This window comes from Cryobacterium sp. Hb1, from assembly GCF_004403585.1.
Taxonomy (GTDB): domain Bacteria; phylum Actinomycetota; class Actinomycetes; order Actinomycetales; family Microbacteriaceae; genus Cryobacterium; species Cryobacterium lyxosi.
Window position 1 is genome coordinate 280,223 of the sequence record NZ_SOHI01000028.1, and the last position, 17,802, is coordinate 298,024.

Below are 17,802 nucleotides of genomic sequence, written 5' to 3' on the forward strand. Positions count from 1 at the left end.
GTGACGGTAGTACTACGGCGCCGGCTGCAGGGTGGAATCGGCATACCAGACGGTCGTGTCGCCGTAGTCCTTGCGACGGTCGAGTGCGAGCCCCGGGCCCCATTTTGGCTCGGGCGAGCGGGAGCTGCGCTCGAGCACCACGAGCGCGTCGGTGGCCAGCAGGGGAGCCAGTGCACTCAAATTGTGCCCGAGTTCAATCTCGCTGAGATCGTAGGGCGGGTCGATGAACACCACATCGAAGCCCTCTTTGGTAGCGGCCAAGAACGACTGAACCGCCTGGGCGGAGACAGCAATCTTCAGGTCAGTGCCTTTCGGCGCTGACCGTTGCACGGCCTCGGCGTTCCTGCGACACATGGCCGCCGCGCCGTAGCTGTTCTCGACGAGCGTCACTACGCGGGCGCCGCGACTGGCGGCCTCAAGCCCCAAAGCTCCCGATCCCGCATACAGGTCCAACACGCGCATGCCGAACAGAGCATCCCGTGAGTCGAGCGCCGAAAAGATGGCCTCGCGCACCCGATCACTGGTTGGCCGTGTACCCGACTTCGGAACAGCCAGGGAGAGAGAGCCGGCAAACCCGGTGATAATTCGCGTCATAACCCTCCCGAGCCTAGCCGCCCCGCAAAGAACGCTCCGCAAGGAACGCCCCGCAAAGAACGCTCCGCAAGGAACGCTCCGCAAGGAACGCTCCGCAAGGAACGCTCCGCGCAGATAAACCTGCGGCGGAGGCGTGGGTTGTGTCGGCTCAGTCACAACACCATGTCAGTGGCCCGGTTTACGATGAGTGCATGACCGGTTCGAGCGCTGCCAGTGGGCCCGGATTCGATGGCGTCGCGCTTCCGCCACCCCGCCTCGAGCCGCTGACGCTCGACACCCCGTTGAAGAAGGCCCTCAGCCCCGCCCAGGCGACAGCGCTCGGGAAAGCCTTCGGATTTCAGACCGTCAATGATCTGCTCAGCCATTACCCGCGCGACTACGCCGACCGCGAAGTACTCCGGCCCCTGAACCAGCTCACTCCCGGCGCCAACATCACTGTCATCGCCGACATCATTTCCGCGCACGAAAAACGCATGTCCTCCCGCCCGGGCACGATCGTAGAGGTGGTCATCTCCGACGGCGGAGGTCAGTTCACCCTTACATTCTTTGGCAAGAACAGCCAGCAGTGGCGTCTTGACCAGCTGCGACCCGGCCTGCGCGGCAGTTTCTCCGGCAAGGTGCGCATGTACCAGGGTCAGAGCCAACTGGCGAACCCGTCGTACAAGACCTTCGAAAGCGAAGAAGAAGAGGCGCGCGACGACCCGGCCCTGAAGTTGAAGCACAAGCCGCTCATCCCCATTTATGCCGCTACGGCCGCCGAGACCAGTTGGAACCTGCAGACGATGATCGACCAGGTTCTCCGGCGCCTCGGCACCCTGCCCGACCCTGTTCCCGACGACCTGCGGGTCGAACACAGCCTGCTCGACCACACCCAGGCCATCCGCTGGATTCATAGCCCTGACGATCCAGAACAGTGGATGGCCGCGCAAGACACGCTGCGGTTCACCGAGGCCTGGGTACTGCAGTGCGCCCTCATGCAGCGGCACAGCCTCGCGCGGGAACGCCGTACCCAACCCCGAGTGCCAACGCCCGGCGGCTACCTCGAACGCTTTGATGCAGCGCTGCCCTTCGTGCTGACGGTCGATCAAGAAATTTGCGCGGTCGAAATCGCCGCCGACATGGCCCGGTCCGGCCCGATGAATCGGCTGTTGCAGGGCGAGGTCGGCTCGGGCAAGACCGTGGTTGCCCTGCGGGCCATGCTCGCCGTGGCGGACAGTGGCGGCCAGGCCGCGTTGCTGGCACCGACTGAGGTGCTCGCCGGGCAACACCTGCGGTCGATCACGACCCTGCTCGGCCCGAATCTGGCGGCCGAACTGATGCCGACCTTGTTGACCGGAAAACTGCCGGTGGCGCAGAAACGCAAGGCCCTGCTGCGCACGGTCTCTGGCCAATCGCGCATTGTGATCGGCACGCACGCCTTGCTCAGCGATACCGTGACCTTTTTCGACCTCGGCCTGATCGTGATCGATGAGCAGCACCGGTTCGGCGTCGACCAGCGCGAAACACTGCGGCTCAAGGGGGCGGAGCCTCCCCACGTTCTCGTCATGACGGCAACGCCGATTCCGCGCACCATCGCTATGACCGTGTTCGGCGACCTCGACGTGAGCACCATTCGTATGCTGCCGGCCGGGCGCCAGGGAATTCGCAGTGTTGTCGTTCCCATGGGTGAGAACGGGGCACTGTTCGGGCGCGTCTGGGCGAGTTTGGCGCAGGAACTTGCCCTGGGGCGTCAAGGTTTTGTCGTGTGTCCGGCGATTTCTCCGGCAGAAATCGAAGACGAAGCCGATTTCGCGCCGCCGCCGGGAGACGATCCGCGCCCGCTGTTCAACGTTGAAGAAGTCCTTGAGGGTATGCGCGGAGTCGCGTCCCTGGCGCCGTATCGTCTCGAGGCACTGCACGGGCGCATGACGAGCGAGGAGAAAGACCGCATCATGCGCTCTTTTGCCGCCGGTGAGATCGATATTCTCGTCGCCACCACCGTCATCGAGGTCGGTGTCGACGTTCCGAACGCCTCCGCCATGGTCGTGCTCGACGCAGACCGATTCGGTGTCTCCCAGCTGCACCAGTTGCGCGGCCGGGTCGGGCGTGGTGGAGTGCCAGGGCTGTGCCTGCTGGTAACTAACTCCCGCGCGGGGTCCCCGGCCCGCCAGCGCATCGGTGATGTCGCCGCAACGCTCGATGGCTTCGTGCTCGCTGAACTCGACCTCGCCCTGCGCGGGGAGGGCAACGTGCTCGGTGACATGCAGTCCGGTGACGGCTCGAAACTGCGCTTTCTGCGGGTGGCGGTCGACGGCGACATGATCGCCGAAGCTCGACAAGCGGCCTACCACCTGGTCACGGGGGATCCGGGCATCCGCACCAACCCGGCGCTGCGTGATGCGATCGCGCGCCGCCTGAATGATTCCGAACGCACTTGGCTCAATAAAGGCTGACTATGTCAACGCAAAGCGGATACATCGGGCAGCGTTCCGTCAGTGTGTGGCAGTAGGGTGTGACCATGCGCAGGATCGCCGTTGTCCCTGGATCATTCGACCCCGTCACTCTGGGCCACCTGGACGTGATCGATCGCGCGGCCGGCCTGTTCGACGAGCTTCACGTTCTCGTCGTGCACAACCCTGACAAATCGGCGCTGTTGCCGATCAATCAGCGGGTATCACTGCTGGAGCAGGCCATAAGAGAGGCTGGGCTGCCGACCAATATCGTGGTCGCCAGCTGGAGCATGGGATTGCTCGTGGACTATTGCATGGATGTCGGTGCGAGCGTTCTGGTCAAGGGCATCCGCTCACAGGTCGATGTGGCCTACGAGACGCCGATGGCGATCGTCAATCGCAACCTGGCCGCCGTCGAGACAGTCTTTCTACTGCCCGATCCGGCCAATGCCCATGTCTCCAGCTCTTTGGTGCGCCAAGTGGCAGGCCTGGGCGGTGACGTCTCACCGTATGTGCCGCGAGCCGTTGCGCAGTATCTGGAGCGGTCGCGGGTATGAACCTCAAACCGACTCGCTCTGCCGCGCCGACACAGGGAGTGTCGGCCGGCAACCTGCGCGAGTTGCACGATGCGGGGCGCGCGATCATGCGCAACGTCGAGACGGTCATTGACGGCAAGCACGAGGCCGTGCAGATCGCGCTGACCGTTCTGCTGGCCGAGGGGCACCTGCTCATCGAGGACGTTCCCGGTGTGGGCAAGACCATGCTGGCCAAGGCGCTCGCCCGCTCCGTAGACTGCACGGTCGGGCGAATTCAGTTCACCCCCGACCTGCTGCCCTCCGACGTGACCGGGGTGTCCGTGTTCAATCAGGCCGAACGCCGGTTCGAGTTCAAACCGGGCCCGGTCTTCGCCAACATCGTCATCGGTGACGAGATCAACCGGGCGAGTCCGAAAACCCAGTCGGCACTGCTGGAATCAATGGAGGAACGCCAGGTCACCGTTGACGGCACAACCTACCCGCTGGCCCTGCCGTTCACCGTTATCGCGACTCAAAACCCGATCGAGATGGAGGGAACGTACGCCCTTCCGGAGGCGCAACGGGACCGGTTCATGGCCCGCATCTCCATGGGCTACCCCGACTCCGACTCGGAGCTCGCGATGCTCGATTCGCGCGACACCAACAGTCCGCTCGCTCTGATCTCGGCCGTGGTGTCGGAGGAGGCCCTGCGCGACATGATGCACACGGCACGAGCAGTCTTCGCCTCCGCGGCGGTCAAGGAATACGCGGTTAATTTGGTGCGCGCCACCCGCGACGATCGCGACCTGCGTCTCGGTGCCAGCCCGAGAGCAACGCTCCAACTCATCCGTGCCGCAAAAGCCCAGGCGGCGTTGAACGGTCGGGACTACGTGCTGCCCGACGATATCGACGCGCTCGCCGTGGCCGTTCTCGGCCATCGGCTGGTTCCCACCAGCCGGGCGTTGGGTCACCATCACCAGGACAGCGGCCCGGTGATCGACGACATCGTGCGTCGAATCCTCGCTGACACGCCGGTGCCGGTTGGTGTCGCGGCATCCGATCAGGTTCCAGCGCACCCGTTCAAAGCGGCGGCGTCCTCATCGTTGCCGCCCGTGCCCGCCGCTTCGATGCGGCCCCTTGGTTCTACCGGGCAGTCGTAGTCATGGCGCCTGGGGTGAGAGATATCGGGCCGGCGAATGCCGACTGGTACACGCGGCTGGCGGCCCGATTCGCCACGCGTCTCACCCGGCGAGGCTGGGTCATTCTGGCCGCCGGAGTTGTGTTGTCCGCCAACGCTGTGCTGGTGAACAGCCGTGACATGGTGTTCGTGGCCAGCCTGTTGATCATGGCACCGCTCGTGGCAGCCGGTTACGTTTCGCTCCGCCCCGCCCGAGTCGAAGTCAGCAGGGTCTTTCGGCCGCCGATCGTGTCGGTCGGCGGCGAGAGTGTGATTTCACTGCAGTTGCGCAACCTTTCGGCGACACCGCTCAGCGGTGCCTCGTGGGCCGACACCCCGTCACCCGGCGTTGAGGCGCCGGCTGCGGCCATCCTTCCCCTCGTGAGCCGGAACGGCGCGACCGGTGACACAGTGCGCTTGGAATACTCCGTCGTGCCACGCAACCGCGGCGTCTATGATCTCGGCCCGCTCCGGGTGTCACGTCAAGACCCGTTCGGCCTCGCGCACAGCGACCGACAGGCTGGTTCGCCCCACGACTTGACAGTGACACCACGCGTGACGCCGCTGCCAGGCAGCGGCGTCGCCCAGTCCAGCAACGACGGCTCGATTCGAGAGCTGTTGCGTCAGGCCACCCCCACCTCCGACGAACTCATCGCCCGCGAATACCGCCCCGGTGATGCCTTGCGCCGCGTGAACTGGCCAGCCACCGCCCGGCACGGGCAAATCATGGTGCGGCAAGAAGAGCAACGCAGCAATCCGGAGGCCCGCATCGTGCTCGACACGACCCTGGCCGGCGCGGCGGGGCTCGGCGCCGGGCACGTTCCACCGCATCTCGTGACCGGTTTTGAACTCGCGATCGAGCTGGCGGCATCCGTTGGTGTGCATTTGCTCGACGCCGGCTACCGTCTCGAGGTGATCGAGCTGGGCGCCAGCCAATTGCTGCCGGGCAACCAACAGACCCTGGGCGGGATGCACGGCGACGTGCCCGCCACTTTTCGTGCTCCCGGCGGCGACCGCGCACTGCTGGAAGCCCTCGCCGGCGTGGTGCCGGTACCGTGGCCTACCCGCAGCGCTCGACTGTCCGCCGAGCGCCGCGCACCGGTGCGTGCCGCCCTGCGTAACGCAGAGCTATCACTTCCGACATTCGCGATGCTCGTGACCGTGTCCGATGCGGATGTCGAAGACCTCGTCGCCCTCGTACGTCACTGCGCGCCCGCCATAGCGTTGGTGCAGCGCACCGTGGGAGGGCAAGCCCGCGAACGCCTGCAGGCCGCTGGCTGGCGCTGTGTGGAGCTTTCTGGCGCCGACGACCTGGCAGACGTATGGAACGACGTGAGCGGGGAGCGAGGGGCCGGGCATGACTAGTCTGGCCACCAAAGCGACGACGAATTCGGATCTCCTCCCCCAGGCGCGCCCGGGGCGCCCGCCTGGGAGGCTCCGCGGTCGCCGCGGCGGGCGCAGGGTCGCGCCTTGGTCGCTCGCACTCAGCCTGCTGTTGCTTCTGCTCGTCTCCTGTGCGGCGCTCGCACCTCTGCTGCGCGGCAACGCCTGGTGGTGGGTCTGTGCGGCAGTCGGGTGCGCTGTCTTGCTCGGCGCGGCTGTATTTCGCCGTCTTGGAGTGCCACGCCCGTTGGTTCCGGTGGCGAACAGCGCTGTGCTGATCGTCACGATGACACTAATGTTCGGCGGTGGGACTGGCCTGTTCTGGCTCATTCCGACACCGCAAACCGTCAGTACTTTCGCCGGGCTGATCGACGCCGGAGGGGCCTCGATCGCGCAGCAGAGCACGCCGGCCGAGGTGACCCTGGGCATCCTCTTTCTGCTGGCCGGCGGCACCGGACTGATCGCGATTCTCATGGATTTGCTAGCGGTGACCCTGCGCTGGCCCGCCATCGGTGCAGCGGGTGCACTCGTGCCATTGTTCGTGCCGGGCTTCATCATCGACGATGGGGCTGATATTGCCGCGCTTGTGGCGGCGGCAGTTGCATTTCTGCTGCTGCTGCGGGTCGACGTTTCTGGTCGTCGTGCCCAGGCGACGACGCATCGTGCGACCGGGCCGCGCGTGCCTCGAACGTACCGGTCGGAGCGGCCGCGCGGCCGCGGGCCGCACGGCGGCGCACTCCTGGTGGGATCCCTGACTATCGTGGGTGCCTTGATTTTGAGCACGGTCGCCCCGGCTTTCACTGCCGGCGGGCTCGTGACGGCCAGGCCCGGTGGATTGTTGTTCGGCAGCGGGGTGAGTCCCATGATCAATCTCGGACAGGACCTGCGTCGCCCCAAGGCCGGGCCGGCATTTCACTACACCTCTACCGGCACCGAGCAGCCGTATTTCACCCTACTCACCCTTGACGAGGTCATCGGGTTGACCTGGACGGCACGCGTCGATGAGGCAGACGTGCGCAATACCGTCGACGCTATTCAGAAGCCATTCGGGCTCGATGCCAATGTGGAGACGGTGGAAGCGTCGACATCGGTCGTCATCGACGGCGTCAACAGCCATTGGCTGCCCGCGCCGGCCCGTGCAAGCAGCATCGAGGGTCTGACCGGTCGCTGGTATTGGGACAGCCGTACCCGGGCGATCGCGAGCGTCTCGGCGAACACTCTCGGTCAGGAATACACGGTGTCGTCATTGGAATTGAAACCCACCGCCGAGCAACTGCGACAGTCGAGCAGCGACTATCCCGCGAGCGTCGTGGGTAATCTTCAACTTCCGGTCGAAGCGCCGCCGATCATCGGGGAGACAGCACGAGAGGTGACGGCGAACACGACGTCGAACTATGACGCTGCTGTCGCAATTCAGAACTATTTACGCAGCAGTGTTTTCAGCTACGACACCGACGCGCCCGTTGAAGCCGGTTACGACGGTGGCGGAGTTGGGGTGATTGGAATGTTCCTCCAGGAAAAACGCGGCTACTGTGTGCATTTCGCCTCCGCCATGGCCGCGATGGCACGCACCCTCGGTATCCCCTCGCGGGTTTCCCTCGGCTATCTGCCCGGCGTTAAATCGCAGGATCTCGAGCAGGGACTGGGGCAGTACAACGTGGATTCCCACGACCTGCACGCCTGGCCGGAGTTGTACTTCGTCGGCGTCGGCTGGGTGAAATTCGAGCCTACGCCCGGCCGCGGCATCGTACCCAACTACGAGCAGGCCGTCGTTGCCGGCACACCGATCACAACACCCGATGAGGCCCGCGCCACGAACGGTCCCGCCCTCAGCCCGGACCGGTTAGCGAACGATTCCGCTCTGGAACGCGGAGCCACAATGCAGAGTGTCGAGTCCAGCAAACTGCTCGGAATCCTTGGACTCAGCACGCTGGGACTGCTCGTGTTACTCCTTCCGGCGGCAGCCAGACGGATGCTGCGTGGTTCGCGGGTGCGCCGTATCCGCTCCGGACGAGCCGGTGCAGGCCTCGCCTGGACCGAGCTGCAGCACACCTGCCTCGATCACGGCATATCGGTGCCGGTCACCGAGACCCCCCGGGCCTTCGCGGGCCGCCTGGAACGCCTTCGAGCCGTCGACCCTGCGCAGACGGAAGCACTCGCACGGGTGCTTCTGGCTCTCGAACGCTCGCGGTTCGACCGGTCGCAGGCGTCGTCAGCAACCCTCGCCGACGACCTGACCCTGGCTCTCCGCGCGGTGCACGATGGTGCGAGTGTCGGCATCCGTTTTCGGGCAATATTCGGTCCTACCTCGCTGTTCGCCACTCTGGCTGCGGTGCTGCGCGGAGAGCGACGGGCCCGCACGATAGCCCCCTGAACACAGCGTCCACCCAGAGCGCGTAGAATTTATGACCGTGACTAAGTTCAAGAAGACTCCGTACACGGTCGACGTGCGTGACCTCATCAACCGCCCGGGTACCATGCACGAACGCCACCTCGACATTGAGGTTCCCGACGACCTGGGTGCTGGCCTCGTAGTGGTGAAAGCCGGTTCGATTCTGTCGACCGAGCTGCGGCTCGAGGCGATGCACGAGGGAATCCTGGTCAGCACCGAGGTGTACGCGCGGGCACTCGGCGAGTGCGGCCGGTGCCTGAAAGACATCGACCTGCCGGTTCGAGTTCAGTTTGCCGAGCTTTTCGGTTATCCTCAGGAGGAAGCCTTCGAGTTTGAGATTCTAGACGACCATGTCGATTTGGAATCTTTGATTCGGGACGCGGTAGTGTTAGCACTTCCGTTCCAGCCGGTATGTCGGCGGGATTGCCCAGGTCTTGACAGTGAGACCGGTCAGCCGCTTGACGAATTGCCCGAACTCGTTTCCGACGATGCGCTCGATCCCCGGTGGTCAGCGCTGGCGGGGTTCACGGCTTCCACAGACAAAGACATGGGTGCGAACATCCATGTTTCAGACAGCAGAGAAGAGAAGTAGTCATGGCAGTTCCGAAGCGCAAGATGTCGCGTTCCAACACCCACTCGCGTCGCGCGCAGTGGAAGGCCACGCCTCCCACCCTCGTGAAGTCCATGGAGGGTGGCAAGGTCGTCTACAGCCTGCCGCACCGCGCCAAGGTTGTCACCGACTCCACCGGCACCCCGTTGTTCATGGAATACAAGGGCCGTAAAGTCGCTGACATCTAAGTCACTCCTTTTGAAGAGACCGGAACTCGGTCGATGAAGGTGTACAGATGAAAAGCGTGCGTACCGAGCGGTCGCCCCTGTTGGCGACCCTCGGAGTGCAGATTGAGCCGGTGATTCTGGAGCTTGCTCTGACTCACCGGTCATTTGCGTACGAGAACGGCGGTATTCCCACAAACGAGCGTCTTGAATTTCTTGGCGACTCGATTCTGGGCCAAGCCGTCACGGTGATGCTGTACCGCACCTACCCCGACCTCGACGAAGGTCATCTGGCCAAACGCCGGGCCAGCCTGGTATCCACGGCCGCCCTCGCCCGGATCGCCCGAGGTCTCGGACTGGGCGATTACATTCGCTTGGGTCGCGGTGAGATTCTCACCGGTGGGCGCGATAAAGCGTCGATTTTGGCCGACACCGTTGAGGCGCTCATCGGGGCCACTTTTTTGGATGCCGGTGGCGAAGTCGCCACCGCGTTCGTGCTGCGCCTGATCGAACCCCTGTTGGCTGAGCCTGGTCACTTCGGTGTGTCGATGGACCCGAAAACGAGCCTGCAAGAGCTCGCCGCCAGCGCCGGCGTGGGCATTCCCGTCTACACGCTCGAATCGAGCGGTCCTGATCACTCGAAGATTTTTGTCGCGACCGTAGCCATCGGTTCCGCCGTGACCGCCCAGGGAATAGGTCCGAGCAAGAAGTTTGCGGAAATGGCCGCGGCGCGGGGCGCCATCGACCAACTGAACGCGCTTTAAAGTCTTACCAAATGCCGGAACTTCCCGAGGTCGAGGTCGTGCGTCGTGGTCTTCAGCCGGCGGTCACCAACGCTGTGGTCACCGGGGTCGAGGTCTTCGATGAACGTTCTCTGCGCCGACACGCTCCCGCGGGCGGGGCGTTCGCCAAGCAGCTCGTTGGGCGGCGAATTCTCGCAGCGGTGCGTCGCGGCAAGTTTCTGTGGCTGCCACTTGAGAGCGGTCGGGCACTCGTCATTCACCTCGGTATGAGCGGCCAGGTGCTGCTGCGGGCCCCGGGGGCGGCCGATGATCGCATGTTGCGCATCCGCTTGACGCTGGAGCACCCGAGCCGCGGAGAACTGTGGGTCAATTTCGTCGACCAGCGCATTTTCGGAAGCATGGCCGTCGACACCATGGTCGCCACCAGGGACGGGCTTCCCGGCGGCTATTCCGGTGTGGCCACAGCACATGCCGTCTGGCAGAACCACATTCCCGGACAGGTTGCGCACATCGCTCGCGACCCGATCGACCCATCGTTCGCCCCCCGCGCCTTCTTCACTGCGCTCGCACAGAAGAAAACCGGCATTAAGCGGGCGCTGCTCGATCAAAACCTGATCAGCGGCATCGGCAATATTTACGCGGACGAAGCGCTGTTCGCCGCGCGGATCCACTATGAGCAGCCCGCTGCGTCGCTGTCGCGCGCCAAGGCGACGACGCTGCTGGAGGCCGTGCGCACCATTTTGCACCGCGCTCTGGCCGAGGGCGGCACCAGCTTCGACGCCCAGTATGTGAACGTGAACGGGCAGGCCGGCTACTTTGCACACAGCCTCGAAGCGTACGGACGACAGGGCCACCCGTGTTCGCGCTGCGGCACGCTGATCGTGCGCGAACAGTTCATGAACCGCGGCTCGCACTTCTGCCCGCACTGCCAGCGGTTGTCTCGGCCGCGCCCAGGCAGCGAAGGCCCGCCACTCTGAGCTGGGGCTACGCCAGCACGCGGGTTTGGAGTCTAGCCCGACGTCCGAATAGTGGGACTCGATCATTCCGAATCCCTTCGCGGGGACGACGTCACGTAGCGCGGCCATCGCCTCAGGGTCGAGCCAGCTGGGCGGTAGTCCCAAGCGAAATGACGAGTTCGGCGATCGACAAGCCCCGCATTCTGCGCCACAGTAATCCGAGCGACCGAAGTGTTCACGCCACACTGTGCGATCAGCGGATGTCCCGGCCCGTGTCGGTGGGTCACGGTAGCGTTGGATCAACGCCGAGACGAGTATTCGCGGCCGACAACCGAAAGGGTTTCTGTTGTATTTGAAGAGCCTCACCCTCAAGGGCTTCAAATCGTTCGCGCAGCCGACGACGTTCGCTTTCGAACCCGGCGTCACCTGCGTTGTAGGCCCGAACGGCTCGGGCAAGTCCAACGTCGTCGACGCGCTGGCCTGGGTAATGGGCGAGCAGGGCGTGAAAACCCTGCGCGGTGGAAAGATGGAGGACGTCATCTTCGCAGGCACGTCCACCCGCGGTCCGCTCGGCCGGGCCGAGGTCATCCTCACCATCGACAACACCGACGGCGCCCTGCCGATCGACTACTCCGAAGTCACTATTTCGCGCACACTGTTTCGCAACGGCGCAAGCGAGTACGCCATCAACGGGCGTACCTGCCGGCTGCTCGACGTGCAAGAACTGCTCAGTGACTCTGGCCTGGGCCGGGAGATGCACGTCATCGTCGGGCAGGGACAGCTCGACGCTGTGCTGCGCGCGAGCCCGGAGGAACGCCGAGGTTTTATCGAGGAGGCCGCCGGTATTCTCAAGCACCGGCGCCGCAAGGAGAAGACCCTGCGCAAGCTTGATGCGATGCAGACCAACCTCACGAGGCTGAGCGACCTTGCCGGAGAGATTCGGCGCCAGCTCAAGCCGCTCGGACACCAGGCCGAAATCGCCCGGGAAGCGCAGACCATCGCTGCCATCGTCCGCGACGCGCGCGCCCGCCTGCTCGCCGACGACGTCGTGGCGCTGCGCACCGCACTCGACATCCATGACCGCACCGAGAGTGAACGGCACACCGAGCGGATCGTGCTCCAGGAACAGCTCTCGCAGAAACAGGACCGAGCGCAGCGGCTTGAGCTCACTCAAATCGGTGATGCCGTCGACCGGGCTCGCCGCACCAGTCACGGACTCGAGTCGGTGCAGGAACGCCTGCGTGGATTGTTCACCCTCGCCAATCAGCGACTGGCCCTGCTGGGATCGCAGGCGGAGTCGACCGGACTCGTATCGAGTGTCACCCCGACCATGCTGGCGGAGGCCGCCGATGAGGTTGAGCAGTTGCGTGCGGGCATTGGGACAGCCCAAATCGCCTCAGACACCGCGCGCGAGCAGAGTGCGGCGGCCCGGTCGCGGCTCGACGCGGTCGACGAAGACATCGCGGCGCAGGCAGCACTCGTCTCTCGGCACGACCTCGAAATCTCGCACCTGACCGGCCAATCGGAGGCGGCGGCGTCGCGGCTCACTGCCGTGCGCGGTGAGCAGTTGCGGCAGCAGAATGCTCAGGGCGACGCGATGGACCGCAGCCGAAAAGCACAGCAGCAGCTCGATGAACTGCCAGCGGACGTGCCCGCCGGAGAACCCGACTCGGGCGACCTGTCCGAGGCTTTTGAACTGGCACAAACCGCGGTGCAGCACGTTGAGGCCGAGGTGGAGCGCCTTCGCGATGACCTCCACCGGCACGAGCGGGAACGCGACGCCCAGGCAGCCCGACAGGGTGCGTTTTCCCTCGCCCTCGATCAGAAAGATGGCTCATCGGCGGTGCTCGCCGCGCAGCTAGCAGGCATTCGCGGCCTCGTGGCCGACCACGTGCGGGTGCAGCCGGGGTTCGAAGCGGCGATCGCTGCCGCGCTCGGTTCCCTCGCCGACGCCGTGCTTGCCGATAACCGCGACGCCGCACTCGCCGCGATCATGCAGGCCGAACGCGACGACTATGGGCGGATCGAACTGATCGTGGCCGATGCAGATGCCAACGACCCTGCCAGCGCCGATTCCGATGACCCTTCAGCGCCAGTTGATGAACTGGGCGCGCGGGTGGGCATCCGCTGGGCGAACTCGGTCATCGACGGCCCGGCCGGCGTACGTGGGCTGCTCGCCCAGACCGTCATCGCCGACGATCTCGCCGTCGCCAGCGCCGCACAGCTGCCGAACGGCATCACCCTCATCACCCTCTCCGGAGAGGTGCTGAGCCCGTGGGTCGTGCGCGGAGGGTCCGGCGCCAGGCAGAGCAGGCTCGAACTCGTCGCCGAACGCGATAGCGCCGCCGAGAAACTCGCGGCCGTCACCTCGCAGATCGAACGCGCGCGGTTCGACTTCACCGAACAGCGCACACTGCTGCAGGCGCACAAAGAGCAGTCCGTCAGTGCACGGGCGGCCCTGCGCGCCTGTGAAACGCGGCTCGCCACCGTGACCGAACGACGTGGGCGACTCTTGGTGCAAGCGGACGCCACCACCGCCGACGTCGATCGGGTCTCTGCCGCGTTGCAGCTCGCAAGTAGCGCCGTCACCGAAGCGGAGGCCGTCGCCGCACGGGCAGCAGCTGCCCTCGACACCGCCCGGTCACGGCCACGGCCCATCCTTGACGTGACCCTGCGCGACGCGTTGTACACCGAACTTGAAGCCGCCCGCGAGACCGAGATCGAGACTCGGCTGCAGGGGGAAACCGCCCGCGAGCGGGTGCGCACTGGCGAAGCGCACGCCACGACCCTCGCCCATCGTCTCGAGGCCGACCGCAGCGCCGCCGCCGTCGCGGCTCGCCGCGCCGTCGTTCGTCGGCGCCAAGTGGATGCCGCGTCCCGGGTCGCCACGGCACTTCCGGCTGTGCTCGCCGCGGCGGATCGCTCCGCCGCTGAGGCGAGGCTTCAACTGGCGAGCGCCGAAACCGAACGGGCCAGCCAGAACACTGAACTTCAGCAGCTGCGTCGTGACGAGAACGCCCTGCGCGAGCGGCTCGCGTCGATCACCGAGAAGGTGCACGGCCTCGAACTCGAGATCTACGAGAAGAAACTGCAACTCTCGGCCCTGCTCGAACGCGCCGGAAGCGAACTGGGGCTCACCGAAGACGTGCTCGTCACCGAATATGGGCCGGACCAGGTCATTCCGCCTGATGGTGCGGGTATCGGTGCAAGCGCCCGGGACAGTGTTCGGGACGAAAGCCATACCAGCGAACACCACACCAGCGAAGACGGTGCCAGCGAAGACGGTGCCAGCGAAGACGGTGCCAGCGAAGACGGCGCCAGCGCCCATGACGGCCCCAGTGACGGTATTCGCTTCGATCGGGCCGAACAACTGAAACGGTTCGCGGCTGCTGAACGCAAGCTCGGTCAGCTCGGCCGGGTCAACCCGCTCGCCCTTGAAGAATTCGCGGCACTCGAGCAACGGCACCGGTTTCTCACGGAACAACTCACCGACCTCACCGAGACCCGCAGCGACCTGCTGACCATCATCGCCGACATCGACGAAAAGATGCAGACCATCTTCTCCTCCGCATTCGATGACACCCAGGCGGCCTTTGCCGAGGTATTCCCGGTGCTGTTTCCCGGCGGCAGCGGCAGCATCTGGCTCACCAACCCCGATGACGTGCTCACGACCGGCATCGAGGTGTCGGTGAAGCCGGCCGGTAAAAAGATCGAACGACTCTCCCTGCTCTCGGGTGGCGAACGCTCGCTCGCCGCCGTGGCGCTCCTGATCGCCATTTTCAAGGCCCGCCCGAGCCCCTTCTACATCATGGACGAGGTCGAAGCGGCCCTTGATGATGCCAACCTCGGCCGGCTGCTGACCATCTTTGAAGACCTGCGCGAAACCAGCCAACTCATCGTGATCACGCACCAGAAACGCACCATGGAGATAGCGGATGCCCTCTACGGTGTCAGCATGCGGCAAGACGGGGTCAGCGCCGTCGTGGGCCAGCGCGTCGGCGCCCGTGCCGACCAGCGGGAGCGTGCCGCGGCGTCCTGACCGCTCGGTGTGTGCTGGGAGTTCGGTGTTCGTGGACTGATCGGTGTTCGTGGACTGATCGGTGCTCGTGGACTGATCGTTGTTTCCGAACTTCTCAGTGGTGGACGAGCTGCGGTCGCCAGAGCTCATTGCTTGAGTGTGAACTGGTTTCGTGTTGTCTGCTGACCTAAACTCGAAATCATGCGCATTATTCGATATGCCGCTCTTCGGCCCGTACCCTGGCAAAACGGCGGCGGCACCAGCCGCGAGGTGGCATCTTTCCCCGACGGCGCGGTGGACTTCGACTGGCGCATCAGCATCGCTGACGTGACCGCGGCCGGCGACTTTTCTACTTTTCCAGGGGTGGACCGCATCCTCACGGTGATCGAAGGCGAGCTGATGGTCGTGACCGTCGATGGTGAAGAGCACGCCATGGAACAGTACCGGCCATTCCGGTTTTCCGGTGACAGCGTTACCAGCTCCGCCTTGCCGGTCGGCGATACAAAAGATTTGAACGTGATGGCGAGGCGGGGAGCGTACAAGGGCTTTCTGTCGATCGTCGAGCTGTCGAAGAAACGTCCCCACCCGGTGTTCAGCGATCAATTCGCCCTGCTGCTGAAGGGCAATGCCGTCGTGACCGCCAATGGTGAGGAGGCCAACTTGAGTATCCTCGACACCGTGCGCGGCGACGATCCGGCCCCGGAGGTACTCGGCCGGGGATTCCTCGCCGTCATCACGCTGGAAGCGGTTCTGGCCTGACAGGCTGCTCAGTATCCGTGACGTGAAGATCAGCAGTTGCGAGGCTACAGCGTTTCCCGATATCGATGATTCTGGTGCCACGGACAGCAACGGTGTCGACTAGATCTTAACCGGCCCGTGCCATGGAGGTTTTTGCGACCAACGTGCGGTTCGTCACGATGAGCAGCACATTCGACGGATCGATACGTCGTAGTGAAGAACCCGGTGCAAGGTGATCATCGCCGGGAGAACATGACCGTGCGCGCTCGCACGGTCATGTCCGGCATGTCGTCGATTTCGCGTGTTGACTGGCACGCGTGACTACCCAGTCCGAGCTACTCGGCCCCCTGTGGTGGCAGTGCGGAGATGACGGGGTGGTCCTTGGCGAGGACGCCGATTTTGGCGGCTCCGCCGGGGGAGCCGATGTCGTCGAAGAATTCGACGTTGGCTTTGTAGTAGTCGGACCACTGTTCGGGCAGGTCATCTTCGTAGTAGATGGCTTCGACCGGGCAGACCGGTTCGCAGGCGCCGCAGTCGACGCACTCGTCCGGATGGATATAGAGGGAGCGTTCGCCCTCATAAATGCAGTCCACCGGGCATTCATCGATGCAGGCACGATCTTTGACATCAACGCACGGAAGAGCGATCACATACGTCACAGGGCCGACAACGCTTCCACACGAGAAATGGCGACCTGTTCGGCCCGGGAAACGACCTTGATCCGCTCCCGGCCGGGGGTGACCAGATCCTGGCTGCCGAGCAACTGCTCGTGCGCGTCGAGGGCGCGCCATCCAGCCCAGGTGGTGTACTCCACGCCGCGGTCCGTGAGCAGCGCCAGAATCATATCTGTGCCCTGATCGACCGTTGCACGGGATACGAGCACGGGCAGGTCGGCCACAAGCCGGGTCACGGTCTCGAGGGCATCGCCCTTGGTATGACCGATGAGGCCGACCGGGCCGCGCTTGATCCACCCGGTGGCGTACAGTCCCGCGATCGCGTCGCCGGCTGCGTCGAGCACCCGCCCGCCGTCGTTGGGAATGACACCGCGAACGACGTCGAACGGTACCTCGGTGAGCGCGCTTCCCCGGTAGCCGACCGCGCGATAGACGGCCTGTACCGGGTAGTCGACGACCTGCCCGGTCGCCCGCACCCCGCCGTCTCCGGTGTGTTCGGTGCGTTCAAAACGGATTCCTTCTACCCGACCGTCTCCGTACACTTCGACCGGCGCGTGCAGAAAATGCAGGTGCAGGCGACGCGAGGCGCCCAGGGGAGCCTTGGTGAGCCATCCGTTCAGCGTGCGGGTCATGATCTTGACCTGGTTGTTGCTGGCGACGAGCTGTTCGCTGTGTGAGTCGGGCGTGAAATCCTCGGCATAGACCACGAGGTCGACATCGGGAATGTCAGCGAGTTCACGCAGTTCGATCGGGGTGAATTTGACCTGTGACGGTCCGCGACGACCGAATACGTGCACGTCGGTGACCGGAGACCCGGCAAGGCCGGCGTAGACCGACGCGGGAATGTCGGTCGTGAGCAGGTCGTCGGCGTGCTTGGCGAGAATGCGAGCCACATCCAGGGCGACGTTGCCGTTGCCGATGACCGCCACGTCGGTTGCGTCGAGTGGCCATTCCAGCGGTACGTCGGGGTGCCCGTCGTACCAGGAGACGAAGTCGGCGGCGCCGAACGAGCCGGGCAGGTCGATGCCGGGAATGACGAGTGGGGCATCGAGAATGGCGCCGGTCGCGAAAATGACCGCATGGTAGTGCTCGCGCAGATCGGCGAGGTTCAGGTCGGTGCCGTACGTGACGTTGCCGATGAAGCGAGTCGTGCCTGCGTCGAGCATCTCCTGCAACGACTTGACGATGCCCTTGATGCGCGGGTGGTCGGGGGCGACGCCGTAGCGAATCAGCCCGTATGGTGCGGGCAGCGCATCGAACAAGTCGATGGCCACGGTGTGGCCCGCCTCGACCACGAGCCGATTCAGAATGTTGCCGGCGTAGATGCCGGCTGGGCCGGCGCCGATGATGGCAACACGCAGGGCAGAAGAAGCGGGGGTCATAACGGGCCTTTCACAAGAGAACAGGGG

At 64.7% G+C, this 17,802-nt stretch carries 14 protein-coding genes; 11 read left to right on the top strand and 3 right to left on the bottom strand.

What is annotated here, in order from left to right:
* Positions 1-12 precede the first annotated feature (12 nt).
* A complete protein-coding gene (gene rsmD, locus E3T38_RS12395) occupies positions 13-594 on the bottom strand; it encodes a 16S rRNA (guanine(966)-N(2))-methyltransferase RsmD (protein ID WP_134548450.1) in 582 nt (193 codons plus the stop codon).
* A gap of 191 nt (positions 595-785) precedes the next feature.
* On the opposite strand from rsmD, the gene E3T38_RS12400 reads away from it, so the two are divergent.
* The 11 genes from E3T38_RS12400 (at position 786) to E3T38_RS12450 (ending at position 15,740) form a co-directional block, all read left to right on the top strand.
* Complete coding sequence (locus E3T38_RS12400; RefSeq protein ID WP_134548451.1) at positions 786-3,026, top strand: ATP-dependent DNA helicase RecG; 2,241 nt, start codon at positions 786-788, stop codon at positions 3,024-3,026.
* Positions 3,027-3,091: 65 nt separating this feature from the next.
* Positions 3,092-3,580, top strand: a complete 489-nt coding sequence (coaD, locus tag E3T38_RS12405; RefSeq protein ID WP_104197780.1) for a pantetheine-phosphate adenylyltransferase — start codon at positions 3,092-3,094, stop codon at positions 3,578-3,580.
* Positions 3,577-4,698, top strand: coding sequence for a MoxR family ATPase (locus tag E3T38_RS12410; protein WP_134548452.1), 1,122 nt, complete (start codon positions 3,577-3,579; stop codon positions 4,696-4,698). Before coaD ends, E3T38_RS12410 begins: the two co-directional genes overlap by 4 nt.
* A gap of 14 nt (positions 4,699-4,712) precedes the next feature.
* Entirely contained in the window at positions 4,713-6,080 is a 1,368-nt protein-coding gene (locus E3T38_RS12415) for a DUF58 domain-containing protein (RefSeq protein ID WP_166805511.1), read from the top strand.
* Positions 6,073-8,472 (top strand): DUF3488 and transglutaminase-like domain-containing protein, encoded by a 2,400-nt coding sequence (locus E3T38_RS12420; protein ID WP_134548454.1) that lies wholly within the window; start codon positions 6,073-6,075, stop codon positions 8,470-8,472. Before E3T38_RS12415 ends, E3T38_RS12420 begins: the two co-directional genes overlap by 8 nt.
* Positions 8,473-8,509: 37 nt before the next feature.
* Entirely contained in the window at positions 8,510-9,082 is a 573-nt protein-coding gene (locus tag E3T38_RS12425; RefSeq protein WP_370449030.1) for a DUF177 domain-containing protein, read from the top strand.
* 2 nt (positions 9,083-9,084) lie between these two features.
* Positions 9,085-9,288 carry a 50S ribosomal protein L32 gene (gene rpmF, locus E3T38_RS12430; protein WP_104126937.1) on the top strand — a complete coding sequence of 68 codons (204 nt, stop codon included), beginning with the start codon at positions 9,085-9,087 and terminating at the stop codon, positions 9,286-9,288.
* Positions 9,289-9,335: 47 nt separating this feature from the next.
* Positions 9,336-10,028: a ribonuclease III gene (rnc, locus tag E3T38_RS12435; RefSeq protein WP_134548456.1), complete on the top strand. Its 693-nt coding sequence runs from the start codon at positions 9,336-9,338 to the stop codon at positions 10,026-10,028.
* 11 nt (positions 10,029-10,039) lie between these two features.
* On the top strand, positions 10,040-10,984 hold the full coding sequence (mutM, locus tag E3T38_RS12440) for a bifunctional DNA-formamidopyrimidine glycosylase/DNA-(apurinic or apyrimidinic site) lyase (RefSeq protein WP_134548457.1): 945 nt from the start codon (positions 10,040-10,042) through the stop codon (positions 10,982-10,984).
* 325 nt (positions 10,985-11,309) lie between these two features.
* Positions 11,310-15,002 (top strand): AAA family ATPase, encoded by a 3,693-nt coding sequence (locus E3T38_RS12445; protein ID WP_134548458.1) that lies wholly within the window; start codon positions 11,310-11,312, stop codon positions 15,000-15,002.
* A 180-nt stretch (positions 15,003-15,182) separates the two neighbouring features.
* Complete coding sequence (locus E3T38_RS12450) at positions 15,183-15,740, top strand: HutD family protein (protein ID WP_134548459.1); 558 nt, start codon at positions 15,183-15,185, stop codon at positions 15,738-15,740.
* A gap of 314 nt (positions 15,741-16,054) precedes the next feature.
* Here the strand turns inward: E3T38_RS12450 and fdxA are convergent, their stop codons facing one another.
* Together fdxA and E3T38_RS12460 are read right to left on the bottom strand one after the other, a co-directional pair.
* Positions 16,055-16,378 carry a ferredoxin gene (gene fdxA / locus E3T38_RS12455; RefSeq protein WP_104126929.1) on the bottom strand — a complete coding sequence of 108 codons (324 nt, stop codon included), beginning with the start codon at positions 16,376-16,378 and terminating at the stop codon, positions 16,055-16,057.
* Positions 16,375-17,775: an FAD-dependent oxidoreductase gene (locus tag E3T38_RS12460; protein ID WP_134548460.1), complete on the bottom strand. Its 1,401-nt coding sequence runs from the start codon at positions 17,773-17,775 to the stop codon at positions 16,375-16,377. The genes fdxA and E3T38_RS12460 overlap by 4 nt, the downstream gene beginning before the upstream one ends.
* Between the last annotated feature and the right edge of the window lie 27 nt (positions 17,776-17,802).